General features: G+C 72.2%; 20 protein-coding genes. 17 read left to right on the top strand and 3 right to left on the bottom strand.

Annotation, left to right across the window (positions count from 1 at the left end; all coding sequences use genetic code 11):
- The first annotated feature begins 94 nt into the window (after positions 1-94).
- The 3 genes from QSK30_RS09070 (at position 95) to QSK30_RS09060 (ending at position 2,381) form a co-directional block, all read left to right on the top strand.
- Positions 95-196 carry a 30S ribosomal protein bS22 gene (locus tag QSK30_RS09070; RefSeq protein ID WP_018684825.1) on the top strand — a complete coding sequence of 34 codons (102 nt, stop codon included), beginning with the start codon at positions 95-97 and terminating at the stop codon, positions 194-196.
- Between the two features lie 176 nt (positions 197-372).
- Positions 373-1,401: an NAD-dependent epimerase/dehydratase family protein gene (locus tag QSK30_RS09065; RefSeq protein ID WP_285501300.1), complete on the top strand. Its 1,029-nt coding sequence runs from the start codon at positions 373-375 to the stop codon at positions 1,399-1,401.
- A 32-nt stretch (positions 1,402-1,433) separates the two neighbouring features.
- The gene (locus tag QSK30_RS09060; protein WP_352231559.1) at positions 1,434-2,381 is read left to right on the top strand and encodes a lysophospholipid acyltransferase family protein; all 948 of its coding nucleotides are present in this window, start codon (positions 1,434-1,436) and stop codon (positions 2,379-2,381) included.
- A gap of 762 nt (positions 2,382-3,143) precedes the next feature.
- Here the strand turns inward: QSK30_RS09060 and QSK30_RS09055 are convergent.
- The 3 genes from QSK30_RS09055 to QSK30_RS09045 all read right to left on the bottom strand — a co-directional run bounded on the left by QSK30_RS09055 (position 3,144) and on the right by QSK30_RS09045 (position 6,209).
- The gene (locus QSK30_RS09055) at positions 3,144-3,953 is read right to left on the bottom strand and encodes an HAD family hydrolase (RefSeq protein WP_285501604.1); all 810 of its coding nucleotides are present in this window, start codon (positions 3,951-3,953) and stop codon (positions 3,144-3,146) included.
- A gap of 174 nt (positions 3,954-4,127) precedes the next feature.
- On the bottom strand, positions 4,128-5,435 hold the full coding sequence (locus QSK30_RS09050; protein WP_285501296.1) for a DUF5667 domain-containing protein: 1,308 nt from the start codon (positions 5,433-5,435) through the stop codon (positions 4,128-4,130).
- Between the two features lie 99 nt (positions 5,436-5,534).
- Entirely contained in the window at positions 5,535-6,209 is a 675-nt protein-coding gene (locus QSK30_RS09045; RefSeq protein ID WP_285501293.1) for a sigma-70 family RNA polymerase sigma factor, read from the bottom strand.
- Between the two features lie 194 nt (positions 6,210-6,403).
- Here QSK30_RS09045 and QSK30_RS09040 point away from each other — a divergent pair, with 194 nt between their 5' ends.
- From QSK30_RS09040 to QSK30_RS08975, 14 genes are all read left to right on the top strand, one after another.
- The gene (locus QSK30_RS09040) at positions 6,404-7,909 is read left to right on the top strand and encodes an AMP-binding protein (protein WP_285501291.1); all 1,506 of its coding nucleotides are present in this window, start codon (positions 6,404-6,406) and stop codon (positions 7,907-7,909) included.
- Positions 7,910-7,923: 14 nt separating this feature from the next.
- Complete coding sequence (locus QSK30_RS09035) at positions 7,924-8,148, top strand: glutaredoxin family protein (protein ID WP_285501602.1); 225 nt, start codon at positions 7,924-7,926, stop codon at positions 8,146-8,148.
- A 33-nt stretch (positions 8,149-8,181) separates the two neighbouring features.
- On the top strand, positions 8,182-9,747 hold the full coding sequence (locus QSK30_RS09030) for a molybdopterin-dependent oxidoreductase (protein ID WP_285501289.1): 1,566 nt from the start codon (positions 8,182-8,184) through the stop codon (positions 9,745-9,747).
- A gap of 130 nt (positions 9,748-9,877) precedes the next feature.
- Complete coding sequence (locus QSK30_RS09025; RefSeq protein WP_285501288.1) at positions 9,878-10,558, top strand: fasciclin domain-containing protein; 681 nt, start codon at positions 9,878-9,880, stop codon at positions 10,556-10,558.
- 255 nt (positions 10,559-10,813) lie between these two features.
- Positions 10,814-11,656 (top strand): redox-sensing transcriptional repressor Rex, encoded by an 843-nt coding sequence (locus tag QSK30_RS09020; RefSeq protein WP_502871808.1) that lies wholly within the window; start codon positions 10,814-10,816, stop codon positions 11,654-11,656.
- Complete coding sequence (locus QSK30_RS09015) at positions 11,653-12,972, top strand: glutamyl-tRNA reductase (protein WP_285501286.1); 1,320 nt, start codon at positions 11,653-11,655, stop codon at positions 12,970-12,972. Before QSK30_RS09020 ends, QSK30_RS09015 begins: the two co-directional genes overlap by 4 nt.
- A complete protein-coding gene (hemC, locus tag QSK30_RS09010) occupies positions 12,972-13,928 on the top strand; it encodes a hydroxymethylbilane synthase (RefSeq protein WP_285501285.1) in 957 nt (318 codons plus the stop codon). Before QSK30_RS09015 ends, hemC begins: the two co-directional genes overlap by 1 nt.
- Positions 13,929-13,949: 21 nt before the next feature.
- A complete protein-coding gene (locus QSK30_RS09005) occupies positions 13,950-15,482 on the top strand; it encodes a bifunctional uroporphyrinogen-III C-methyltransferase/uroporphyrinogen-III synthase (protein WP_285501284.1) in 1,533 nt (510 codons plus the stop codon).
- A 61-nt stretch (positions 15,483-15,543) separates the two neighbouring features.
- Positions 15,544-16,521: a porphobilinogen synthase gene (gene hemB, locus QSK30_RS09000; protein WP_285501283.1), complete on the top strand. Its 978-nt coding sequence runs from the start codon at positions 15,544-15,546 to the stop codon at positions 16,519-16,521.
- Between the two features lie 16 nt (positions 16,522-16,537).
- Complete coding sequence (locus QSK30_RS08995; RefSeq protein WP_285501282.1) at positions 16,538-17,020, top strand: hypothetical protein; 483 nt, start codon at positions 16,538-16,540, stop codon at positions 17,018-17,020.
- Positions 17,017-17,472: a transport-regulating membrane protein Mce1N gene (gene mce1N / locus QSK30_RS08990; protein ID WP_285501281.1), complete on the top strand. Its 456-nt coding sequence runs from the start codon at positions 17,017-17,019 to the stop codon at positions 17,470-17,472. Before QSK30_RS08995 ends, mce1N begins: the two co-directional genes overlap by 4 nt.
- Positions 17,473-17,515: 43 nt before the next feature.
- Positions 17,516-18,064 carry a hypothetical protein gene (locus tag QSK30_RS08985; protein ID WP_285501280.1) on the top strand — a complete coding sequence of 183 codons (549 nt, stop codon included), beginning with the start codon at positions 17,516-17,518 and terminating at the stop codon, positions 18,062-18,064.
- Positions 18,065-18,218: 154 nt separating this feature from the next.
- Positions 18,219-18,626, top strand: coding sequence for a hypothetical protein (locus QSK30_RS08980; protein ID WP_285501278.1), 408 nt, complete (start codon positions 18,219-18,221; stop codon positions 18,624-18,626).
- Positions 18,627-18,638: 12 nt separating this feature from the next.
- Positions 18,639-18,965 (top strand): hypothetical protein, encoded by a 327-nt coding sequence (locus QSK30_RS08975; protein WP_285501276.1) that lies wholly within the window; start codon positions 18,639-18,641, stop codon positions 18,963-18,965.
- The last annotated feature ends 29 nt before the right edge of the window (positions 18,966-18,994 follow it).

The following is an 18,994-nucleotide window of genomic DNA, read 5'->3' as shown; positions in this document are numbered from 1 at the left end:
GCGTCCGTGACGTCGCCACACCGGAGCGCCGGACATCGGAACGACCACGGCGGTAACGCGCGAGCGGGACCGCTCTAGATCACGAAGGACACACATGGGCTCGGTCATCAAGAAGCGTCGCAAGCGCATGTCGAAGAAGAAGCACCGCAAGCTGCTGCGCAAGACTCGCGTCCAGCGTCGCAAGCTCAAGAAGTAGCTGCTCCCGGCAAGCGCGGCGCCCGCCCGGTCCTTCCGGAGCGGGCGCTGCCGCGTGTTGGGGCGGTCGCGAACAACCCGTGTGACCTGCGTTAAGAGTGTGTTGCCCGGGCCGGTGGCCCGCTGCGCCGCGCGTAGAGTCGGTGGCTCCAGCGCCCACTGCCCCCAGGGGAGCCCATGACGCCCAAAGTCGTCCTGGTCACCGGGGTCGGCGGCTACCTCGGCGGTCACCTGGCCGCCCGGCTGGCGGCCAACCCCGAGATCCACCGCGTGCTCGGCGTGGACACCACCGCCCCGAACCGCGACGTGGCGCGCACCCTGGGGCGCGCCGAGTTCGTCCGCGCCGACATCCGCAACCCGCTGATCGCGAAGGTGATCACCTCGGCCGAGGTCGACACCGTCGTGCACGCCTCGCTCGCGGCCCACCCGCCCGGGCCGTCCCGGCGCAGCGCGGTCAAGGAGATGAACGTCATCGGCGCCATGCAGCTGCTGGCGGCCTGCCAGCGGGCACCGTCGGTGCGCAGGCTGGTGGTCAAGTCGACCGCCGCGGTCTACGGTGCGGGTGCCCGTTCCCCCGCGGTGTTCACCGAGGACGACGCCCCCCGCGACATCTCCTCGAGCGGCTACGCCAAGGACGCCGTCGAGGTCGAGGGCTACGTGCGCGGCTTCGCCCGCAGGCGCCCGGACATCGACGTCACGGTGATCCGGCTGACCAACCTGATCGGCCCCCGGGTGGACACGGTGCTCACCCGGTACTTCTCGCTGCCGGTGGTGCCCACGGTGCTGGGCTACGACGCCCGCATCCAGCTGCTGCACTCCGAGGACGCCCTGGCCGTGCTGGAGCGGGCGGCGACGCACCCGGTGCCCGGCGTCTTCAACGCGGGCGGCGACGGCGTGCTGATGCTGTCCCAGGCCATCCGCCGCGCGGGCAGGCTCCAGCTGCCGGTCCCCCGCTCGGCGATGCCCTCAGCGGGCCGCCTGCTGCGCGGCGCACGACTGGTCGACTTCTCCCCGGACCACGTGCGCTACCTCAACCACGGCCGCGTCCTGGACACGACCAGGCTGCGCGCGGTCTTCGGCTTCACCCCGCGCTGGACCACCCGGCAGGCCTTCGACGACTTCGTGCACGGCAGCGGCCTGCGCCCGATCGTCGACCCGGCCCTGCTCGCCGGACTGGAACGCGGGCTCACGGGGACCCGTACCTGATGGAGGCGGCGAGAGGTATGCAGGAAGCACGCGTGATCCCCCTCCAGCGGGCCGACCACCACCGGCGCCCACAGCCGGTGGAGGGCCCACCGGTGCAGCCGACCCCGTTGCGCCCCGCCCCGGCCCGCACGGAGCCCGTGGGCCTGCGCAAGGGCGCAGTCGACCTCCTCGCCTTCGCCCGGCGCAGGCTCAGCGGCGACTACACCGTCGACGAGTTCGGCTTCGACCAGGAGCTCACGGACACCCTGCTGCTGCCACCACTGCGCGCGCTGTACCAGAAGTGGTTCCGAGTCGAGGTCAGCGGAATCGAGAACCTCCCCGCCGAGGGCGGCGCACTGATCGTGTCCAACCACTCCGGCACCCTGCCCATCGACGCCCTGATGACCGCCGTGGCCGTGCACGACAACCACCCGCAGCAGCGCTACCTGCGGATGCTCGGCGCGGACCTGGTCTTCCAGGTACCGATGCTGGGAGCGCTGGCCCGCAAGTCCGGCCAAACCCTGGCCTGCAACCCCGACGCCGAACAACTACTGCGCTCCGGCGAACTGGTCGGCGTGTGGCCAGAGGGCTTCAAGGGCGTCGGAAAACCATTCACAGACCGCTACAAACTCCAACGCTTCGGCCGTGGCGGATTTGTGTCAGCGGCACTGCGTACGGGAGTCCCCATCATCCCGTGCTCGATCGTGGGCGCGGAAGAGATCTACCCGAAGATCGGGGATGTGAAGGCACTGGCCAGGCTCTTCGGCCTCCCATACTTCCCGATCACCCCGTTCTTCCCACTACTGGGCCCACTCGGCGCAATCCCGCTCCCGTCGAAGTGGCACATCCGCTTCGGCGAACCAGTCAAGACAGACGGCTACGCGGAAGACGCGCAGGACGACCCGATGCTGGTCTTCACACTGACCGACCAGGTCCGCGAGACAATCCAGCAGACCCTGTACCGAATGCTGGACCAGCGCGGAAACCCCTTCTTCGGATAACATCCACATTGGACAAATGAGCCCGCTGGTGGTACCCGACAGGATCCCGCCACCCCTTCTCTCCTTCCGCTGGTACCGCAGCGGAGAGGACGACCTCGCTGGCATCCAAGTGAATCCCGCCCCTCGGCAAGCCGCAGCGGACAGGCCAGCCCCGTTGGCGCCCAAGTGGTTCCCCGCCCCCCGGCAAACCGCAGCGGTGAGGCCAACCCCGCTGGAACACAAGGCCCGCTACGGATGCTCGATCTAGTGGACTCGCTTCGTGTGGGGGGAGAGCACCGCTAAACTCGCCGGTGGTGGGGAATGCCCTTCACCCGCCCTTTTTTCACCACCGCGGTGCTCTAGGGGCCCCGCACGAAGTGAGTTCACTAGATCGAGCCCCCATCTTTTCCTCGGGCAGCCCCAGCGATGGGCCGCCGAAGACAGTCGACCGTAGGTCGGCGTGCGGCACACGGTCCGAGTTGCCCAAGTAAGAGCGGGGCTCGATTGGTTGGACTGCCTTCGCGTGGGGCCCCTAGGCGACCGCGTGGGGAAAAAGCGTGGGGAGAAGGGCATCCCCACCACCGAGGCAAGTTTAGCGGTCGCCTCCCCCCACACGAAGGCAGTCCAACCAATCGAGCACAAACGTAACGGGTGTTGCGTACCAGCGGGCTCGGCATTTAGAGATTTAGGGATAGGGATTAAGGGAGGGAATTGAGGGTCGTTGCGGCTGAAGAACTGAAGGATTGGATTGGGTGGCGGGTCTGATCAGGCCGGTGGGCCTGGTTAGATCGCGCGTTTGCGGTAGGCCAATCCTGCCGCTACCGCTCCAGCCAGTGCCCCTGCACCGAGCACCGACGGCACGCCGATCTTCGCCGCGCGCCTGCCGGTGCGGAAGTCGCGGATTTCCCAGCCTCGTTTGCGGGCCAGTTCCCTCAGGGTGCTGTCCGGGTTGACCGCGACCGCCGTGCCTGCCACGGACAGCATCGGTACGTCGTTGGACGAGTCCGAGTATGCCGTGCAGCGGCGCAGGTCCAGGCCTTCCCGGGCCGCCAGTGAGCGGACGGCGTGGGCTTTGGCTGGGCCGTGCAGCATTTCGCCGACCAGTTTGCCGGTGAAGACGCCGTCGTTGCTCTCGGCGACTGTGCCCAGGGCGCCGGTGAGGCCGAGTCGGCGGGCGATGATGGTGGCCAGTTCGACCGGGGTGGCGGTGACGAGCCAGACCCGTTGGCCCGCGTCGAGGTGCATCTGGGCCAGGGCTCGGGTGCCGGGCCAGATCTTGTCGGCCATCAGCTCGTCGAAGATCTCCTCGCCGAGGGAGGTCAGTTCGGCGACCGTGTGGCCGGCCACAAAGGACAGCGCTTGTTCGCGGCTGCTGCGGATGCCGTCGGCGGTCTCCCGGCCGCCGACGCGGAACATCACCTGCTGCAGGGCGAACTTGACCAGGTCGGAGTTGGAGAAGAACTTGCGCGCGGCCAGGCCGCGGGCGAAGTGGAAGATGGACGCGCCCATCATGATCGTGTTGTCGACGTCGAAGAAGGCGGCGGCGGTGAGGTCGACCGGTGCCGGTGCGTGGCTGGGACTCGACGGTCCCATCGCGACAGCCGCCTCCGCGCTCGCCTCGCCCGCGAGCGCGGCAAGGCGTTCGAGTTCGGGGTTCTGGTTCTTCGCCCCACGCCGCAACGACACCGCACGCCTCCCCGGTGGTTCTGGCCTACCGGCCCGTACAAGGCACAGCGTAGCGATCCGGCAACCGCTTTCGCGCGGACCTCAACCGATCACGATCCCGGGTAGCCCCGGCAGCAGCGGGGGCAGCGCGATCGTGGGCAGTGGCAACGGAACCGGCACCTGGACCGGCGGCGGCGCGGTGGTGGTGCTGCCGGGCGGCCGGGTGGTCGTCGGCCCGCCGATGATCGGCGGGATCGGCACGACCGGGGGGCGCGTGCTCGTCGTCGGCGATGCCGTGGGCGCCGTGGTGGTGGCCTGGCCCGGCGGGTTGGCGCCGGTCGTCTGCGGCGGCGCGACGGTGCCCGCGGGGGTACCCGGGCTACCGGTGGCGGGGGCGTTGCCCGCCTGGGAGTCGGGCGCGGGCAGGACCTGCGGGGCGCCCGGGCGGATCTGGCAGGTGGCCGTGGCGGGCAGCACGCCGATCTCGTCGGAGTCGCCGGAGACGACCTGGTAGCACGGGAACCGGCTGATCAGCCCGGCCGACCGGGACTCGATCTTGTCCAGCAGCGCCAGCGACGCGGCCAGCCTGCTCTCCGCCGGGGCCGGGAACCGGGGCCGCAGCGCGGCCAGCCGGGCGCCCTGCTGGTCGGCCCAGGTGCGCAGGGTGGGCAGTTGGCGGCCGTCACCGGCGATGGCGACGGCGGTGAGCGCGCGGGTGCCCGCGGTGGCGTCGTTGTCGAAGTCGCTGAGCGCGGAGACGTAGCCGTCGGTGGGGGCGTCGGCCGGGTCGGCCGAGCGCAGCGCCAGGGTCTCGATCTCGGTGATCCGCGCGGTGGCGAACTCCAGGTGCTTGAACGCCTTCTCCTCGTCGCCGAAGGTGAGTCCGAGGGAGGCGGCCTCACCGGTGCGCTTGACGCCGTAGAGGGCGTCGCCGGGCAGCGCGTCGCGGGCCAGCAGCAGGCTCATGCCGGTCAGCGAGAACACGAGCGCGAGCACCGCGACCGCGGCCACGGCGAACCGGGCCCGGGCCCCGGAGCCCGCCCCGGGTCTGTTCGCCGGTCGGTCGGGTCTCCCGCGGACCGGTGCCGGGCGCGTCGCACTGCTGGTCCCGGGGTCGGGTCTGCCGCGCGGCGCGCGCCCGGCCCGGGGAGGACGGGCCGGGGGCGGCGGCGCGGCCTCGACCGGGTCGGCGGCCAGACTCGCCATGACTTTGGCCCGCATCCGGTCCCGCGAGCCCGCGTCCGGCGCGGAGAGCGGGCCGAGACCGGCGAGCAGCTCGACGATGGCGCGGTCGTCGTCGCTGAACTCAGGGCCCAGGTCGTCGACGAGCCCGGGATGCGACCGGCCCGCGTGCGGGCTGTCCGCACGCTCACCTCGGGGGCCAGAGGGCCCCGCTCCGCTGTCCACCATCCCGCTCCGACTCCTGTGGGTCTCGCTGTGGGTGAAACGAGTCGTCCGTCTCGGGGTTACGGCCCGGTCGCGGGCAGCACACCGATTGACCCCATCGGGTCAACGCAGCTCGGTCGGCAAGAGCTGCCCCAGTCTGCGCACGGCCCGGTGTTGCAGTGCCTTCACCGCGCCCTCGTTCCGGTTCATGATCTCCGCCGTCTCGGCGACGGACAAGCCTTGCAGGAAGCGCAGCACGATGCACTCGCGCTGGTCGTCGCCGAGCTGGTCGACGCAGGCCAGCAGCGCCTCCCGGGTGACCTTGGTCATCACCTGCTGCTCCGGCCCGGCCTCGAGCCGCTCGGAGTCGCGGATCTCCGGGGTGCTGACCTCGAGCCGGAACCGGCTGGACTTGACGTGGTCGAGCACCAGGTTGCGGGCGATGGTGACGAACCACGCGCCGACGTCGCGGCCCTGGTAGGTGACCGAGGTGATCCGCCGCAGTGCGCGCAGGAAGGTCTCGCTGGTGACGTCCTCGGCGAGCTCGCGGTCGCCGACCCGGAAGAGCACGTAGCGGAAGACCACGTCCACGTAGCGGTCGTAGAGGGCGCCGAAGGCGACCGTGTCGCCCTCCTGGGCGAGGTGCACCAGCTCCCAGGACTCGCTGTGCGCGGCGTCGAGCGGCTCGGCTCCGGGCGGTCCACCCTCAGGCGCGCGCCCGCCATCGGCCCGATCGGTGGCCGGTCGGGCTTCGGGCACGGCGGCGGCGGCCGTGTCGGATCGCGTCTGGCGGGTCATCGGGCAGCCGCACACTCCCTCGTTCCCAACGGTCGCGCCTGACGTTGGGCATTCGTTGGCAGCTTACGTGTAGTTACTTATCAGTAGGTAACAAGTCCTGGTCCAAGCATGAGACGGAGTAGGTAGTTAACCGTGACGCGGGTGACCCGTGCCACACTGCGCTTCCCAGTGCCCCCGAGCGGAAGGTCCACCCGATGGTCGAGTCGCCCCCCGGCAACGTCGCCGACCTGGTGGTCCGAGCGAGCGAGAAGGTACCCGCCCACCGCGGGCTGGTCGATGCCCCGGGTGCCTGTTCACTCTCCTGGCAGCAGGTCGACGCGGTGATCGACCGCTATGCGAACGCCCTGGTCCGGGCAGGTGTCGAGGCGGGGGACCGGGTCGCGCTGCGGATGACCAACACCGTGGCGGCGTGCGTTGCGCTGTTCGCCGTAGTGAAGGTGGGTGCGGTCGCCGTACCGGTTGGACTGGACGCCGCACCGCGCGAGGTCGAGCGTGTCCTCGACCACAGCGGCGCGCGGTTCGCGCTCGGCGTACCGGGGGTCGCCGAGTTGCCTTCTCCCGAACTCTCCGGCGAAGCGGGCGAACGGTTTCCGTCCGTCGGCGGCGGCGAGGACATCGCGTTGCTCAGCTACACCTCCGGCACCGGCGGTACCCCGCGCGGGGTGATGCTCTCCCACCGCGCGCTGCTGACCAATGTGGAGCAGTGCGCCGGGCTGCGGCCCGCCCCGGTGGGCGCGACCGACCGGGTGCTGCTCGCCGTCCCGCTCGCGCACGCCTACGGGCTCTCCGGTCTCTGGCAGGTCGCCGCCGCCGGGGCCACCGGGGTGCTGCTGGAGCGCTTCGGGGTCGACCGGGCGCTCGACGCCTGCCGCGACCACCGGGTGACCACGCTGATCGGCGTGCCCGCGATGTACCAGGCGCTGGCCACCGCGGGCGCGGACCGGCTCGGCGAGGCGCTGGCCACCGTCGGCCTGCTCACCTCCGGCGCCGCCCCGCTCGACCCGCGTGTGCTGGCGCTGTTCCGCCGGGAGACCGGGCTGTCGATCTTCGAGGGGTACGGGCTCACCGAGACCGGCCCGGTGCTCACCTCGACCCTGGTGGGCGGTGTGGCCAAGGCGGGCTCGGTCGGGCGGCCGATCCCGGGCGTCGAGATCCGGCTGGTCGACAGCGACGGCAGGCCGCTGGTGACGGCGAGCGACCCCGAGGAGATGCTCGCCGACGACTTCCTCGACGACGGCTCGGAGACCGGCCTGGTGGCCGCCCGGGGCGGCAACCTGTTCAGCGGCTACTGGCCCGACGGCGCGCACGGCCCGGACGCCGAGGGCTGGTTCCGCACCGGCGACGTCGGCTACCTCGACGCCGACGGCGACCTGCGGCTGGTCGACCGGGCGGGCGACCTGGTCATCGTCAACGGGTTCAACGTCTACCCGCACGAGGTGGAGCAGGTCGTCGGGGAGCTGCCCGAGGTCGCCGAGGTGGCCGCGGTCGGTGTCCCGGACGACCGGGCGGGCGAGCGGGTCGCGGTCGTGGTGGTGCTGCGCCCGGACGCCGAGCTGACCGAGGAGCGGTTGCTCGCGCACTGCGCCGAGCACCTGGCCCGGTTCAAGGTGCCCGCCGTGGTGCGGTTCACCGACTCGCTGCCGCACTCGGTCACCGGCAAGCTCCGGCGGGTGGCGCTGCGCGGTAGTTTCACCGCGTGACCCGGGTGACCGTGATGAGCAGGCAGGGCTGCCACGCGTGCGAGGTGGCCGAGGCCGATGTCGCGCGGATCTGCGCCGAGCTCGGGGTCGGGTGGGGCACCGAGGACGTGGACACCGATCCGGAGCTGCGCGCGGAGTACGGCGACCGGGTGCCGGTGATCCTGGTCGACGGTGCTGAGCACGGTTACTGGAAGGTCGAGGAGCCGCGGCTGCGCGCCGCGCTGGGCCAACCGGGCTGATGTTGGTCCGATCCGCCGCCGCCCTGGCTCCGAATGGGTGGTGTGGACACCCTCGAACGCACTGAACAGCGGGCCGCGCGGCTGCCTAAGCGGGTCGCGGCGCTGATCGGCGTGCTCGCGGTGGCCGCGGCGCTGGCCGCCGGGCACCTGGTGGCGGGTTTCATCGGACCGAACGCCTCGCCGTTCCTGGCTGTCGGCAACTCGGCGATCGACCTGACCCCGCCCGCGCTGAAGAACTTCGCCGTCGAGACCTTCGGCACCTACGACAAGCTGGTGCTGCTCAGCGGGATGGCGCTGACCATCCTGCTGTTCGCGGTCGTGGCGGGTCTGCTCTCCCGCCGCCGCCCGCTGCCCGGCATGGTGCTGGCCGGGGTGCTGGGCGTGCTCGGCGTCATCGCGGTGCTCAACCGGCCCGACCTGGGCCAGCTCGCCGTGCTCGCGCCGATCGCCAGCCTGGGTGCCGGGGTCGGGAGTTTCTGCTACCTGCACGGGTTGGCCATGGCCCGACTGTCTACTTCGGACGGTGACGGCACGTCCCGGCGCAAGTTCCTGGTGACCTCCGCGGGCGTCGCCGTCGGCGCTGGGGTCTTCGGCGGCCTCGGGCAGTTCCTCGCGGGACGGGTCGACGTCGAGGGTTCGCGGGCCGCGGTCGGCGTGCTCAAGCCCGCCGTCCCCGCGCCCGCCATCCCGACCGGTGCGGAGTTCTCCTCGCTGGGTACCACGAAGTTCATCACCAGCAACCGCGAGTTCTACCGGATCGACACCGCGCTGACCGTGCCACGGGTGCGGGCCGAGGACTGGCACCTCAAGATCCACGGCATGGTGGACAACGAGTTGTCCCTCGACTTCGGCGACATCCGGGGCCGCAAGCTGGTCGAGAAGACGATCACCATGACCTGTGTGTCCAATGAGGTCGGTGGTCCCTACATCGGCACCTCGAACTTCATCGGCGTGCCGATCCGCGAGCTGCTGATGGAGGCGGGCGTGCGCCCCGGCGCCGACCAGTTGTTCTCCACCAGCGTCGACGGCTGGAACACCGGCACCCCGCTCGACGCCCTGATGGACGAGAAGCGCGGTGCGCTGCTGGCCATCGGGATGAACGGCGAGGCACTGCCGGTCGAGCACGGTTTCCCGGCCCGGATGGTGGTCCCCGGTCTGTACGGCTACGTCTCGGCCACCAAGTGGGTGGTCGACATGGAGGTCACCCGCTTCGGCGCCAAGTCCTTCTACTGGCTCGACCGCGGCTGGGCCGAGCGCGCGCCGATCAAGACCCAGTCGCGCATCGACGTGCCGCAGGGGTTCGCGACCGTCCCGGCGGGCAAGGTCACCGTCGCCGGTATCGCCTGGGCGCAGAACACCGGGATCGACAAGGTCGAGGTCCGCATCGATGGCGGGCCGTGGCGCGCGGCCGAGTTGGCCGTCGAGGTCAACAACCAGACCTGGCGCCAGTGGAAGGTGGACTTCGACCTGCCCGCGGGTAGCCACCAGGCGCAGGTGCGCGCCACCGACCGGAGTGGGAGAACCCAAGGGGAGGAACGGGTTCCGCCCATCCCCGACGGCGCCACCGGGTGGCACTCGTCACTGTTCACCGTGAAGTAGTTTCAAAACCGCTTGGGAGGCAGGGACTTTCGCTTCGAAAGTCCCTGTTTTTATTCCCGGCCAACCAATCCACCGGCCAACCGGTCGCGAAGTACCCATGACTGTCCAAGTTCGGAACGGAGTGATCCTGGTGAGCAAGATCAAGCTGGCCGCAGGTGCCGCCCTCGCCGTCACGGCGCTGACCCTGACCGCGTGCAGCAGCAACGACACCGGTAGCGCGTCGGGCAGCTCGGCCGCCCCGGCCGCCACCACGACGACCACCGCCTCGATGGCGGCGCCGACCACCTCGGCCGCCTCGGGTGGCGACGGCGTCACCACCGCCGCCGACACCTTCGGCCCCAACTGCAAGGACCTGCCCGCGGCCGACGCCCCGGGTGGCCTGACCGCCATGGGCCCGCAGCCGGTCGCCACCGCGGCGAGCACCAACCCGCTGCTGACCAAGCTCGTCGCCGCCGTCGGTGCCGTCAACGGCCTGGGCGACACCCTCAACACCGCTCCCGCGATCACCGTCTTCGCCCCGGCCGACCCGGCCTTCGCGAAGCTGGGCGACGCCAAGTTCGCCGAGCTCGCGGGCCAGCCCGCCGTGCTCGGCCCGATCCTGCAGTTCCACGTCCTGGGCAAGCGCTACGACGCCAAGGGCCTGCAGGCCGCGGGCACCGTCCAGTCGCTGAACGCGGCGGGCGGCGACATCAAGATCGAGGGCACCGGCGACAACATGACGATCAACGGCGCCAAGATCCTCTGCGGCAACATCCCGACCAAGAACGCCACCGTGTTCGTGATCGACACCGTGCTGACCCCGAAGGCCTGATCTTCGCCGGTACGGTCCCCGCTCGCTCCGCCAGCCCCGCACCCCCGCCAGGGGTGACGGGGCCGGCGGCGTCCGCGGGGTCGCGCGGCGGCCGTGGCCGAGCCCGTGCGGGTCGGCCGGACGACCCGGGGCGACCACGTGGCGCGGGACACGGTGTGGGCTAGATCAAGCCCCTGGCCACCGACTTTGTGCACGCGTTCACAAGCGGTACCGTAGGTCTCGACCCGGAGACGATTTCTGTCGAGGAGCAGTAGCGTGGCGGCACAGCGAGGCCAGCGGAACGGGGTCGGCGTCACCCCGCCCGCCCCCACCGCCGCGGAGATCACCACCCCGATCCCCCGGGTGGCCGAGGTTCCCGCCGCGCGTGAGCGGGCGCGAGCCATCCCAGAGGCAGCCGTGGCACGGCTGGCCGTCTACCTGCGCGTCCTCTCCGGTATCCAGGAGCAGGGCGTGGGCACCGTCTCCAGCGAGGAGCTCGCCGTCGCCGCCGGGGTCAACTCGGCGAAGCTGCGCAAGGACCTGTCCTACATCGGCTCCTACGGCACCCGCGGCGTCGGCTACGAGGTCGTGGTGCTGATCGAGGAGATCGAGCGCATCCTCGGGCTGACCCGAAAGCACAGCGTCGCGGTCGTCGGGATCGGTAACCTGGGACACGCCCTGGCCAACTACGGGGGGTTCCCAGGACGAGGTTTTCCCGTGACCTGCTTGTTCGACGTCGACCCGGACCTGCTCGGCGTGCCCGTCGGCGGTCTGCCGGTGGAGCACATCGACGACATCCCGCGCATCTGCGCCGAGCGCGAGGTGTCGATCGGGGTCATCGCGACGCCGCCGCCCGCCGCGCAGATCGTCTGCGACCGTTTGGTCGAGGCCGGGGTTGCGTGCATCCTGAACTTCGCCCCCGTCGTGCTGCAGGTCCCCGACCACGTCGAGGTCCGCAAGGTCGACCTCGCGGTCGAGCTGCAGGTCCTGTCCTTCCACGTGGCGCGGCGGGCGGACAGCGCGCTCGAGGCCACCCGGTTGGCCGCGGCGCACCAGCACGTCAACGGGGTCAGCAGCACGGTCAGCGGGAACGGGGTCAACGGGATGGTGGTGTCGTGAGCGTCCTCGCCGTCGGGATGTCGCACCGCACCGCCGACATGCGGGTGCTGGAGCGGGTCACGGTCGCCGCCGTCGACGTGCCCAAGGTGCTCGCCGAGCTGCTGGCCTGCCCGAACGTGTCCGAGGCCGTGCTGGTCTCCACGTGCAACCGGGTCGAGGTCTACGCCGTGGTCGAGGCGTTCCACGCCGGCCTGGCCGACATCGCGGGCGTGCTGTCGCGGCACTCCGGTGAGGACGTCGCCGGGCTCTACGACCACCTCTACGTGCACTACGCCGCCGCCGCGGCGCAGCACCTGTTCACCGTCGCCGCGGGCCTGGACTCGATGGTCGTGGGCGAGTCGCAGATCCTCGGCCAGGTGCGGTTGGCCTACGGTGCCGCCCGCGAGGCGGGCACCGTCGGGCGCACGCTGCACGAGCTGGTCCAGCAGGCGCTGCGGATCGGCAAGCGGGTGCACACCGACACCGGTCTGGACCAGGTCGGCGGCTCGGTCGTCGCCGAGGCGCTGGCCGACGCCGACGCCGCGCTCGGTGGCCTCGCGGGCCGCTCGGCGCTGATCGTCGGCGCCGGATCGATGGGCGGGCTGTCCGCCGCCGCGCTGCGCCGGGCCGGGATCGGCCGCGTGGTGGTCGCCAACCGCACCGAGGGCAACGGCGCCAGGCTGGCCGCCGCGCTGCGCGAGCAGGGGGTGGCCGCGCTGTCCACCGGGCTCGACGGGCTGCGCGCGCGGATCGCCGAGGCCGACGTCGTGGTGTCCTGCACCGGCGCCGTCGGGGCGGTGATCGCCGAGGACGCGATCGCCCCGCGCCCCGCCGACCGGCCGCTCGTGCTTTGCGACCTGGGCCTGCCGCGCGATGTGGCCGACGGGGTCGCCGCGGTCGCGGGCGTGCGCGTGGTCGACTTGGAGAGCCTGCAGCGCAGGCTCGCCGAGGCGCCCAGCGGGCTCGACACCCGCCGCGCCGGTGAGATCGTCGCCGAGGAGGTGCGCGCCTACCTGGCCGCGCAGCGCTCGGCCGAGGTGACCCCGACCGTGACGGCGCTGCGCAAGCGCGCCGCCGAGGTCGTCGACGCCGAACTGCTGCGCCTGGACGCGCGGCTGCCCGAGCTGGACGCGCCGGTGCGCGACGAGCTCGCCCGCACCGTGCGCCGCGTGGTCGACAAGCTCTTGCACACCCCGACGGTCCGGGTGAAGGAACTCGCCTCCGGACCGCAGGGCACCGGGTACGCCGAGGCGCTGCGCGAGCTGTTCCAGCTCGACCCGCAGCTGCCCACGGCCGTGTCGGTGCCCGCGGAGTCTCCTGTGGACGGTGGTAGCTGATGGACCGCACGATTCGGATCGGCACCCGGGGCAGCGCGCTCGCCCTGGCGCAGACCGGCACGATCGCCGACGCGCTGGAGAAGGCGGGGGCCACCGTCGAGATCGTCACGGTGTCCACCCCGGGCGACCGCTCGTCCGCGCCGATCGCCGAGATCGGCGTCGGGGTGTTCACCTCGGCGCTGCGCGACGCGCTCGCCGACGGCGAGGTCGACGTGGCCGTGCACTCCTACAAGGACCTGCCCACCGCGCCCGACCCGCGCCTGTCGCTGGCCGCGGTCCCGCCGCGCGCGGACCCGCGCGACGCGCTGATCGCCCGCGACGGGCTCACCCTGGGCGAGCTGCCCCCGGGCGCGCGGATCGGCACCGGGTCGCCCCGGCGGGCCGCGCAGCTGCGCGCGCTGGGCTTCGGGCACGAGATCGTGCCGATCCGGGGCAACGTGGACACCCGGATCGCCATGGTCACCTCGGGCGCGCTGGACGCCGTCGTCCTCGCCCGCGCGGGCCTGGCCCGACTCGGCCGCACGGCCGAGATCACCGAGACCCTCGACCCGATCCAGATGCTGCCCGCGCCCGCGCAGGGGGCCCTGGCGGTCGAGTGCCGCGTCGACGACGTCGACGTCGAGCACCTTCTCCAGTCCACTGTGGACGATGAAGCCACCCGCGTCGCGGTGGCCGCCGAGCGGGCCATGCTGGCCGCGCTCGAGGCGGGCTGCAGCGCGCCGGTTGGCGCTCTGGCCGATGTAGTCGAGGACCTCGACCGCGACGACAAGGTGGTCTACCGCCTGTCGTTGCGCGGGGTCGCCGCCGCCTACGACGTCGCCGACCCCGCCGGGGCCGTCGACATCGTGCGCGCATCGGCCACCGGTGACCTGACCGCAGGAGAGCAGCTCGGTCGCGCGCTGGCCGCCGAGCTGCTGGAACTCGGGGCCGGGGTGCTCTCCGGTCCCGAGGCGTAAGTTGATGGGAAGTGGCCTGACATGACCACCCGTGCACGAAAGTCCCCCGGACGCGTCGCCTTCGTGGGCTCCGGCCCAGGCGACGCGGGACTGCTCACCGTCCGCGCGAAAGAGCTGCTCGAACGCGCGGAGCTCGTGGTGACCGACCCCGATGTGCCCCCCGGCGTACTGGCGTTCGCCCGCCCGGGCGCCGAGGTCCGCCCCGCGGTCGGCCAGCCCGCCGACGTCGCCAAGGACCTGGCCGCCGAGGCCAAGTCCGGCCGCGTCGTGGTGCGGCTGGTCGCGGGCGACCCGCTCACGCACTCCGCCGTCGTCGCCGAGGCCCAGGCCGTGGCGCGCACCAGTGCGGTGTTCGACGTGATCCCCGGCGTCTCGGCGGCCACCGCGGTCCCGGCGTACGCGGGGATCGCGCTGGGCTCCACGCACACCGAGGTCGACGTCCGCGGCGACATCGACTGGGCGGGCCTGGCCGCGGTGCCCGGCCCGATCGTGCTGCACGCCAGCGCGAGCCACCTGGCCGAGGCGGCGTCCTCGCTGGTCGAGCACGGCTTGGCCGCGCAGACCCCGGTGGCGGTCACCGCCGACGGCACCAACACCAGCCAGCGCACCATCGACACCACGCTGGCCGCGCTCGCGGCCGACGCGGGCGAGATGTCCGGGCACCTGGTGGTCACCGTCGGCCAGGCGGTGTCGCAGCGCTCGAAGCTGTCCTGGTGGGAGTCGCGCGCGCTCTACGGGTGGCGCGTGCTGGTGCCGCGCACCAAGGACCAGGCCGGGGAGATGAGCGAGCGCCTGCACCTGCACGGCGCCATCCCGAGCGAGGTGCCGACCATCTCGGTCGAGCCGCCGCGCAGCCCGGCGCAGATGGAGCGCTCGGTCAAGGGCCTGGTCGACGGCCGCTACCAGTGGGTCATCTTCACCTCGACCAACGCCGTGCGCGCGGTGTGGGAGAAGTTCGCCGAGTTCGGCCTCGACGCCCGCGCGTTCTCCGGTGTGAAGATCGCCTGCGTCGGCGAGGCGACCGCGGCGAAGGTGCGCTCGTTCGGCATCAACCCCGAGCTTGTGCCCTCCGGTGAGCAGTCCAGTGAGGGCCTGCTAGCGGACTTCCCGCCCTACGACGACATCCTCGACCCGGTCGAGCGGGTGCTGCTGCCGCGCGCGGACATCGCCACCGAGACCCTCGCCGCCGGTCTGCGCGACCGCGGCTGGGAGATCGACGACGTGACCGCGTACCGCACGGTGCGCGCCGCGCCGCCGCCCGCCGACACCCGCGAGATGATCAAGACCGGCGGTTTCGACGCGGTGTGCTTCACCTCCTCGTCGACCGTGCGGAACCTGGTCGGGATCGCGGGCAAGCCGCACGCGCGGACCCTGGTGGCCTGCATCGGCCCGAAGACGGCCGAGACCGCGCGCGAGTTCGGCCTGCGGGTCGACGTCCAGCCCGAGCACGCCACCGTGCCCGCCCTGGTCGACGCGCTCGCCGAGCACGCCGCACGACTACGCGCGGAGGGCGCGCTACCGCCCCCGCGCAAGACCAAGCGCGCAAGGCGCTAGAACTGCCCGCGGGCGGTGTGCACTCGCACGCCGCCCGCGCTCGTTTTGTGGAGAGGCACTGATGTTCCCGAACCACCGCCCGCGCAGGCTGCGCCGCACCCCCGCGTTGCGGCGCCTGGTCACCGAGACCACGTTGCGCCCGCACCAGTTGGTGCTGCCCATGTTCGTCAAGGAGGGCGCGGCCGAGCCGACGCCGATCTTGAGCATGCCGGGCGTCGTCCAGCACACCCGCGACACGCTGCGCAAGGCCGCCGTCGAGGCGGTCGCGGCCGGGGTCGGCGGGATCATGCTCTACGGGGTGCCCGAGGTCCGCGACGCGGTCGGCTCCGGCGGCGTCGACCCCGACGGCATCCTCAACGTGGCGCTGCGCGACCTGCGCGCCGAGCTCGGCGACGACACCGTGCTGATGTCGGACCTGTGCCTCGACGAGTTCACCGACCACGGCCACTGCGGCGTGCTCGACGCGCACGGCGACGTCGACAACGACGCCACGCTGGCCGTCTACGCCGACATGGCGCTGGCCCAGGCCGACGCCGGGGCCCACCTGCTCGGCCCCAGCGGGATGATGGACGGCCAGGTCGGCGTCGTCCGCGAGGCGCTCGACACCGCGGGCCACACCGACACCGGGCTGCTGGCGTACTCGGCGAAGTTCGCCTCGGCGTTCTACGGCCCGTTCCGGGAGGCGGTGGAGTCCCAGCTCACCGGCGACCGGATGACCTACCAGCAGGACCCGGGCAACGTCCGGGAGGCGCTGCGGGAGGTCACCCTCGACCTCACCGAGGGCGCCGACCTGGTGATGGTCAAGCCCGCGCTGGCCTACCTCGACGTGATCCGCGCGGTGCGCGAGATCTCCGACGTGCCGGTCGCGGCGTACCAGGTGTCCGGTGAGTACGCGATGGTCGAGGCGGCCGCCGCCAACGGCTGGCTCGACCGCAGGCGCACCGTGCTGGAGGCGCTCACCTCGATCCGCCGCGCGGGCGCCGACGTGGTGCTGACCTACTGGGCCGCCGAGGCCGCGGCCTGGTTGCGGGAGTCTTGACCGGTATGTTCGCCGGGTGACCGTCCCAGAAGAACCCCCGGTGATGCCGACGGCCGACGAGGCCGATGCCCGGACGGACGCCCCGCGCGTGGTGCGCGCCGCGTTCTGGATCTGGGTGCTCGCCGGGGTGCTCGGTGTCGTCGGCGCGGTGCTGTTCTTCGCCCTGCGCGAGGAGTGGGCGCGCAGGCAGGTCGAGCTCTACCCGCAGCTGCGCTCGGTCGACGTCGAGCAGACCGCCACCGGCCTGTCGTGGTGGCTGCTGGTCGGTTCGATCATGTTCTTCGGCTTCTTCCTGCTGCTGGCCCACCAGGCCCGGCGCGGGGTGCGCAAGGCACGCACGCTGCTGCTGGTGCTGGGCGTGTTCGCGACGCTGTTCGAGTACGCCGCCGGTCGGGTGACCGTCTACGGACTGGCCAGCGCGCTGTCCACGATCGTGGCGGTCGGCATGCTCTACAGCGGGTCGGCGCGGCGGTTCTACCGGCACGACGGCGAGCGGTGACCACCGGGGCCGAGGAGGGCCCGGTGCTCTACGCCGAGCCCGGCTCGTCCTGGTGGCCGGTGCTGTGGGGGCCGGTCTTCTGCGCGGTCGGCGCGGGCTTGGAGGCGCTCACCGGGCCGGTCCACGGCCTAGCCTGGATCTTGGTCGCGGTGGTGCTGGCCGGGATGACCGCCGCCTGGGTGAACGCCCGGCGGAAGGTCTGCGCGGTCTCGGTGACCCCGGTGTACCTGCACCAAGGGCAGGACCGGCTCGCCGTGGCCAAGATCGCCCGTGCCGCCGACGTGGACGCCCCGGTCTCGGCCAAGCCGCTGGGCGGCGGGTGGACGGTGCCCAGGAAGACCACCGAGGTCCCGCTCGAGCTCGACGACGGGACGGTCGTGCTGGCCTGGGCGCGCCACCCGGATGGCCTAATCGAGGTGCTCCAGGGTCTCGTTGCGGAGAAACCCAGGTGAACCGGCGTGCGATCGTTCTCAGGAACCAATAACTTCTCTACCCATGACGACCAGCGGACCCGGTCCCCAGTCCAACGAGCCCTACGAGCGCATGCCCGCCGCGCCCCAGGTGAACCACCCGCCCGCGCCCGCCCGGCCGAAGTCGGTCGACCTGGCGTTCAACCTCTGGCTCGCCTCCGCCATCCTCGGCGTGGTCGGCTTCGTGCTGGTCCTGGTGCTGGGCAAGGACGCCATGCGCGAGGCGGCCCGCAAGAGCCTGCAGCAGTCCAACACCGCGTTCACCCCGTCGCAGCTCGACACCGCGGTCAACGCCAGCCTGATCTTCGCCGGGGTCATCGCGGTGCTGTCCTTCGGCCTGTTCCTGCTGTTCGCGTTCAAGATGCGCGCGGGCCGCAACTGGGCCCGGCTGACGCTGGCGATCCTGGGGCTGCTCTACGTGCTGCTCAACGTCCTCGGCGTGGTGGGTGGCGACCAGGCCGTGCTCGACACCGTCGTGGGCATCGTCCAGATCCTGCTGGTGGTCGGCGCGATCTACTACATGTTCACCAAGGAAGCCAAGGCGTACTTCGAGGCGCCCCGCGCGCAGTACTGATCCATCCGGGGGACGCACTCCCACGCCCGCGACGGCCACCCGCCGTCGCGGGCGTTTTCGTTGCGCCAGAGGTGGTTCACACCCGGGCGGGACGCCGCGCGGCGCGTGGCGATCGCCTCGTAACGCCGGGGCGGGCTGGGACTACATATCCCCCGTGACCGTGCCGCCGCTGCCCGAACCGACCAGTCCCAGCCGCAGGCCCGTCGCGGTCACCGGCGCCGTCTGCGGGGCGGTGGGCGGTGCCGGGCTCTCGGGTCTGCTGCTGGTCTTCGCCGACCGCTCACTGGGCTACCTCGGCCTCGGTGCGGGCCTGTCGGCGCTGGTGGCGCTCGTGCTCGCGCTGCCGCTGCGCGCGGGCCGCAACTGGGCCCGGCTGGCGCTGATGGCCACCGCGCTGCTCGGCGCGCTGTGCGCGCCCGCCGCCGCCAACGCGCACACCGGGGCCATGGCGCCCTACCTGGGCGGGGTGCTGATCGTCCTCTGGATCGCGGTGGTGACCCTGTTGCTGCGGCTGGACTCGCGCGAGTACTTCGCCGCCGCGCTGCCCACCGGCGAGGCATGAGAGGCTGACCGGGTGACAGCGGCGGAGACGACCGGGCCCGAGGCCCCGCACCTGGGCTGGCCCGCGCCCGCGGGCGCGGTCAACCAGCCGCGCCGGGCCCTGCTGGCCGCCGGTGAGGTCGTGGTCGCCGCGCTGCTGGTGTGGCTCGCGGTGTGGCTCTACGGCCGCGGCATCCAGCCGCTGAGCCGGGTCGAGGCCCGCCCCGACCTGGACTTCGAGCACTACGCGGGCAACTGGGTCGGCGGCGCGGTGGCCGCCGCGACGGTGGCCGGTCTGCTCCTGCTCGACGCCCTGCGCCAGCTGGTGCTGGCCGTGCGGACGGGCTCGCGCAAGGCGTGAGCGCGGCCACTGCCCGGCGTTTGGGACAC

Source organism: Actinokineospora sp. NBRC 105648, assembly GCF_030269645.1.
GTDB lineage: Bacteria > Actinomycetota > Actinomycetes > Mycobacteriales > Pseudonocardiaceae > Actinokineospora.
The sequence above is the reverse complement of the archived record's forward strand: the minus strand, read 5'-3'. Positions and strand labels throughout refer to the sequence as shown.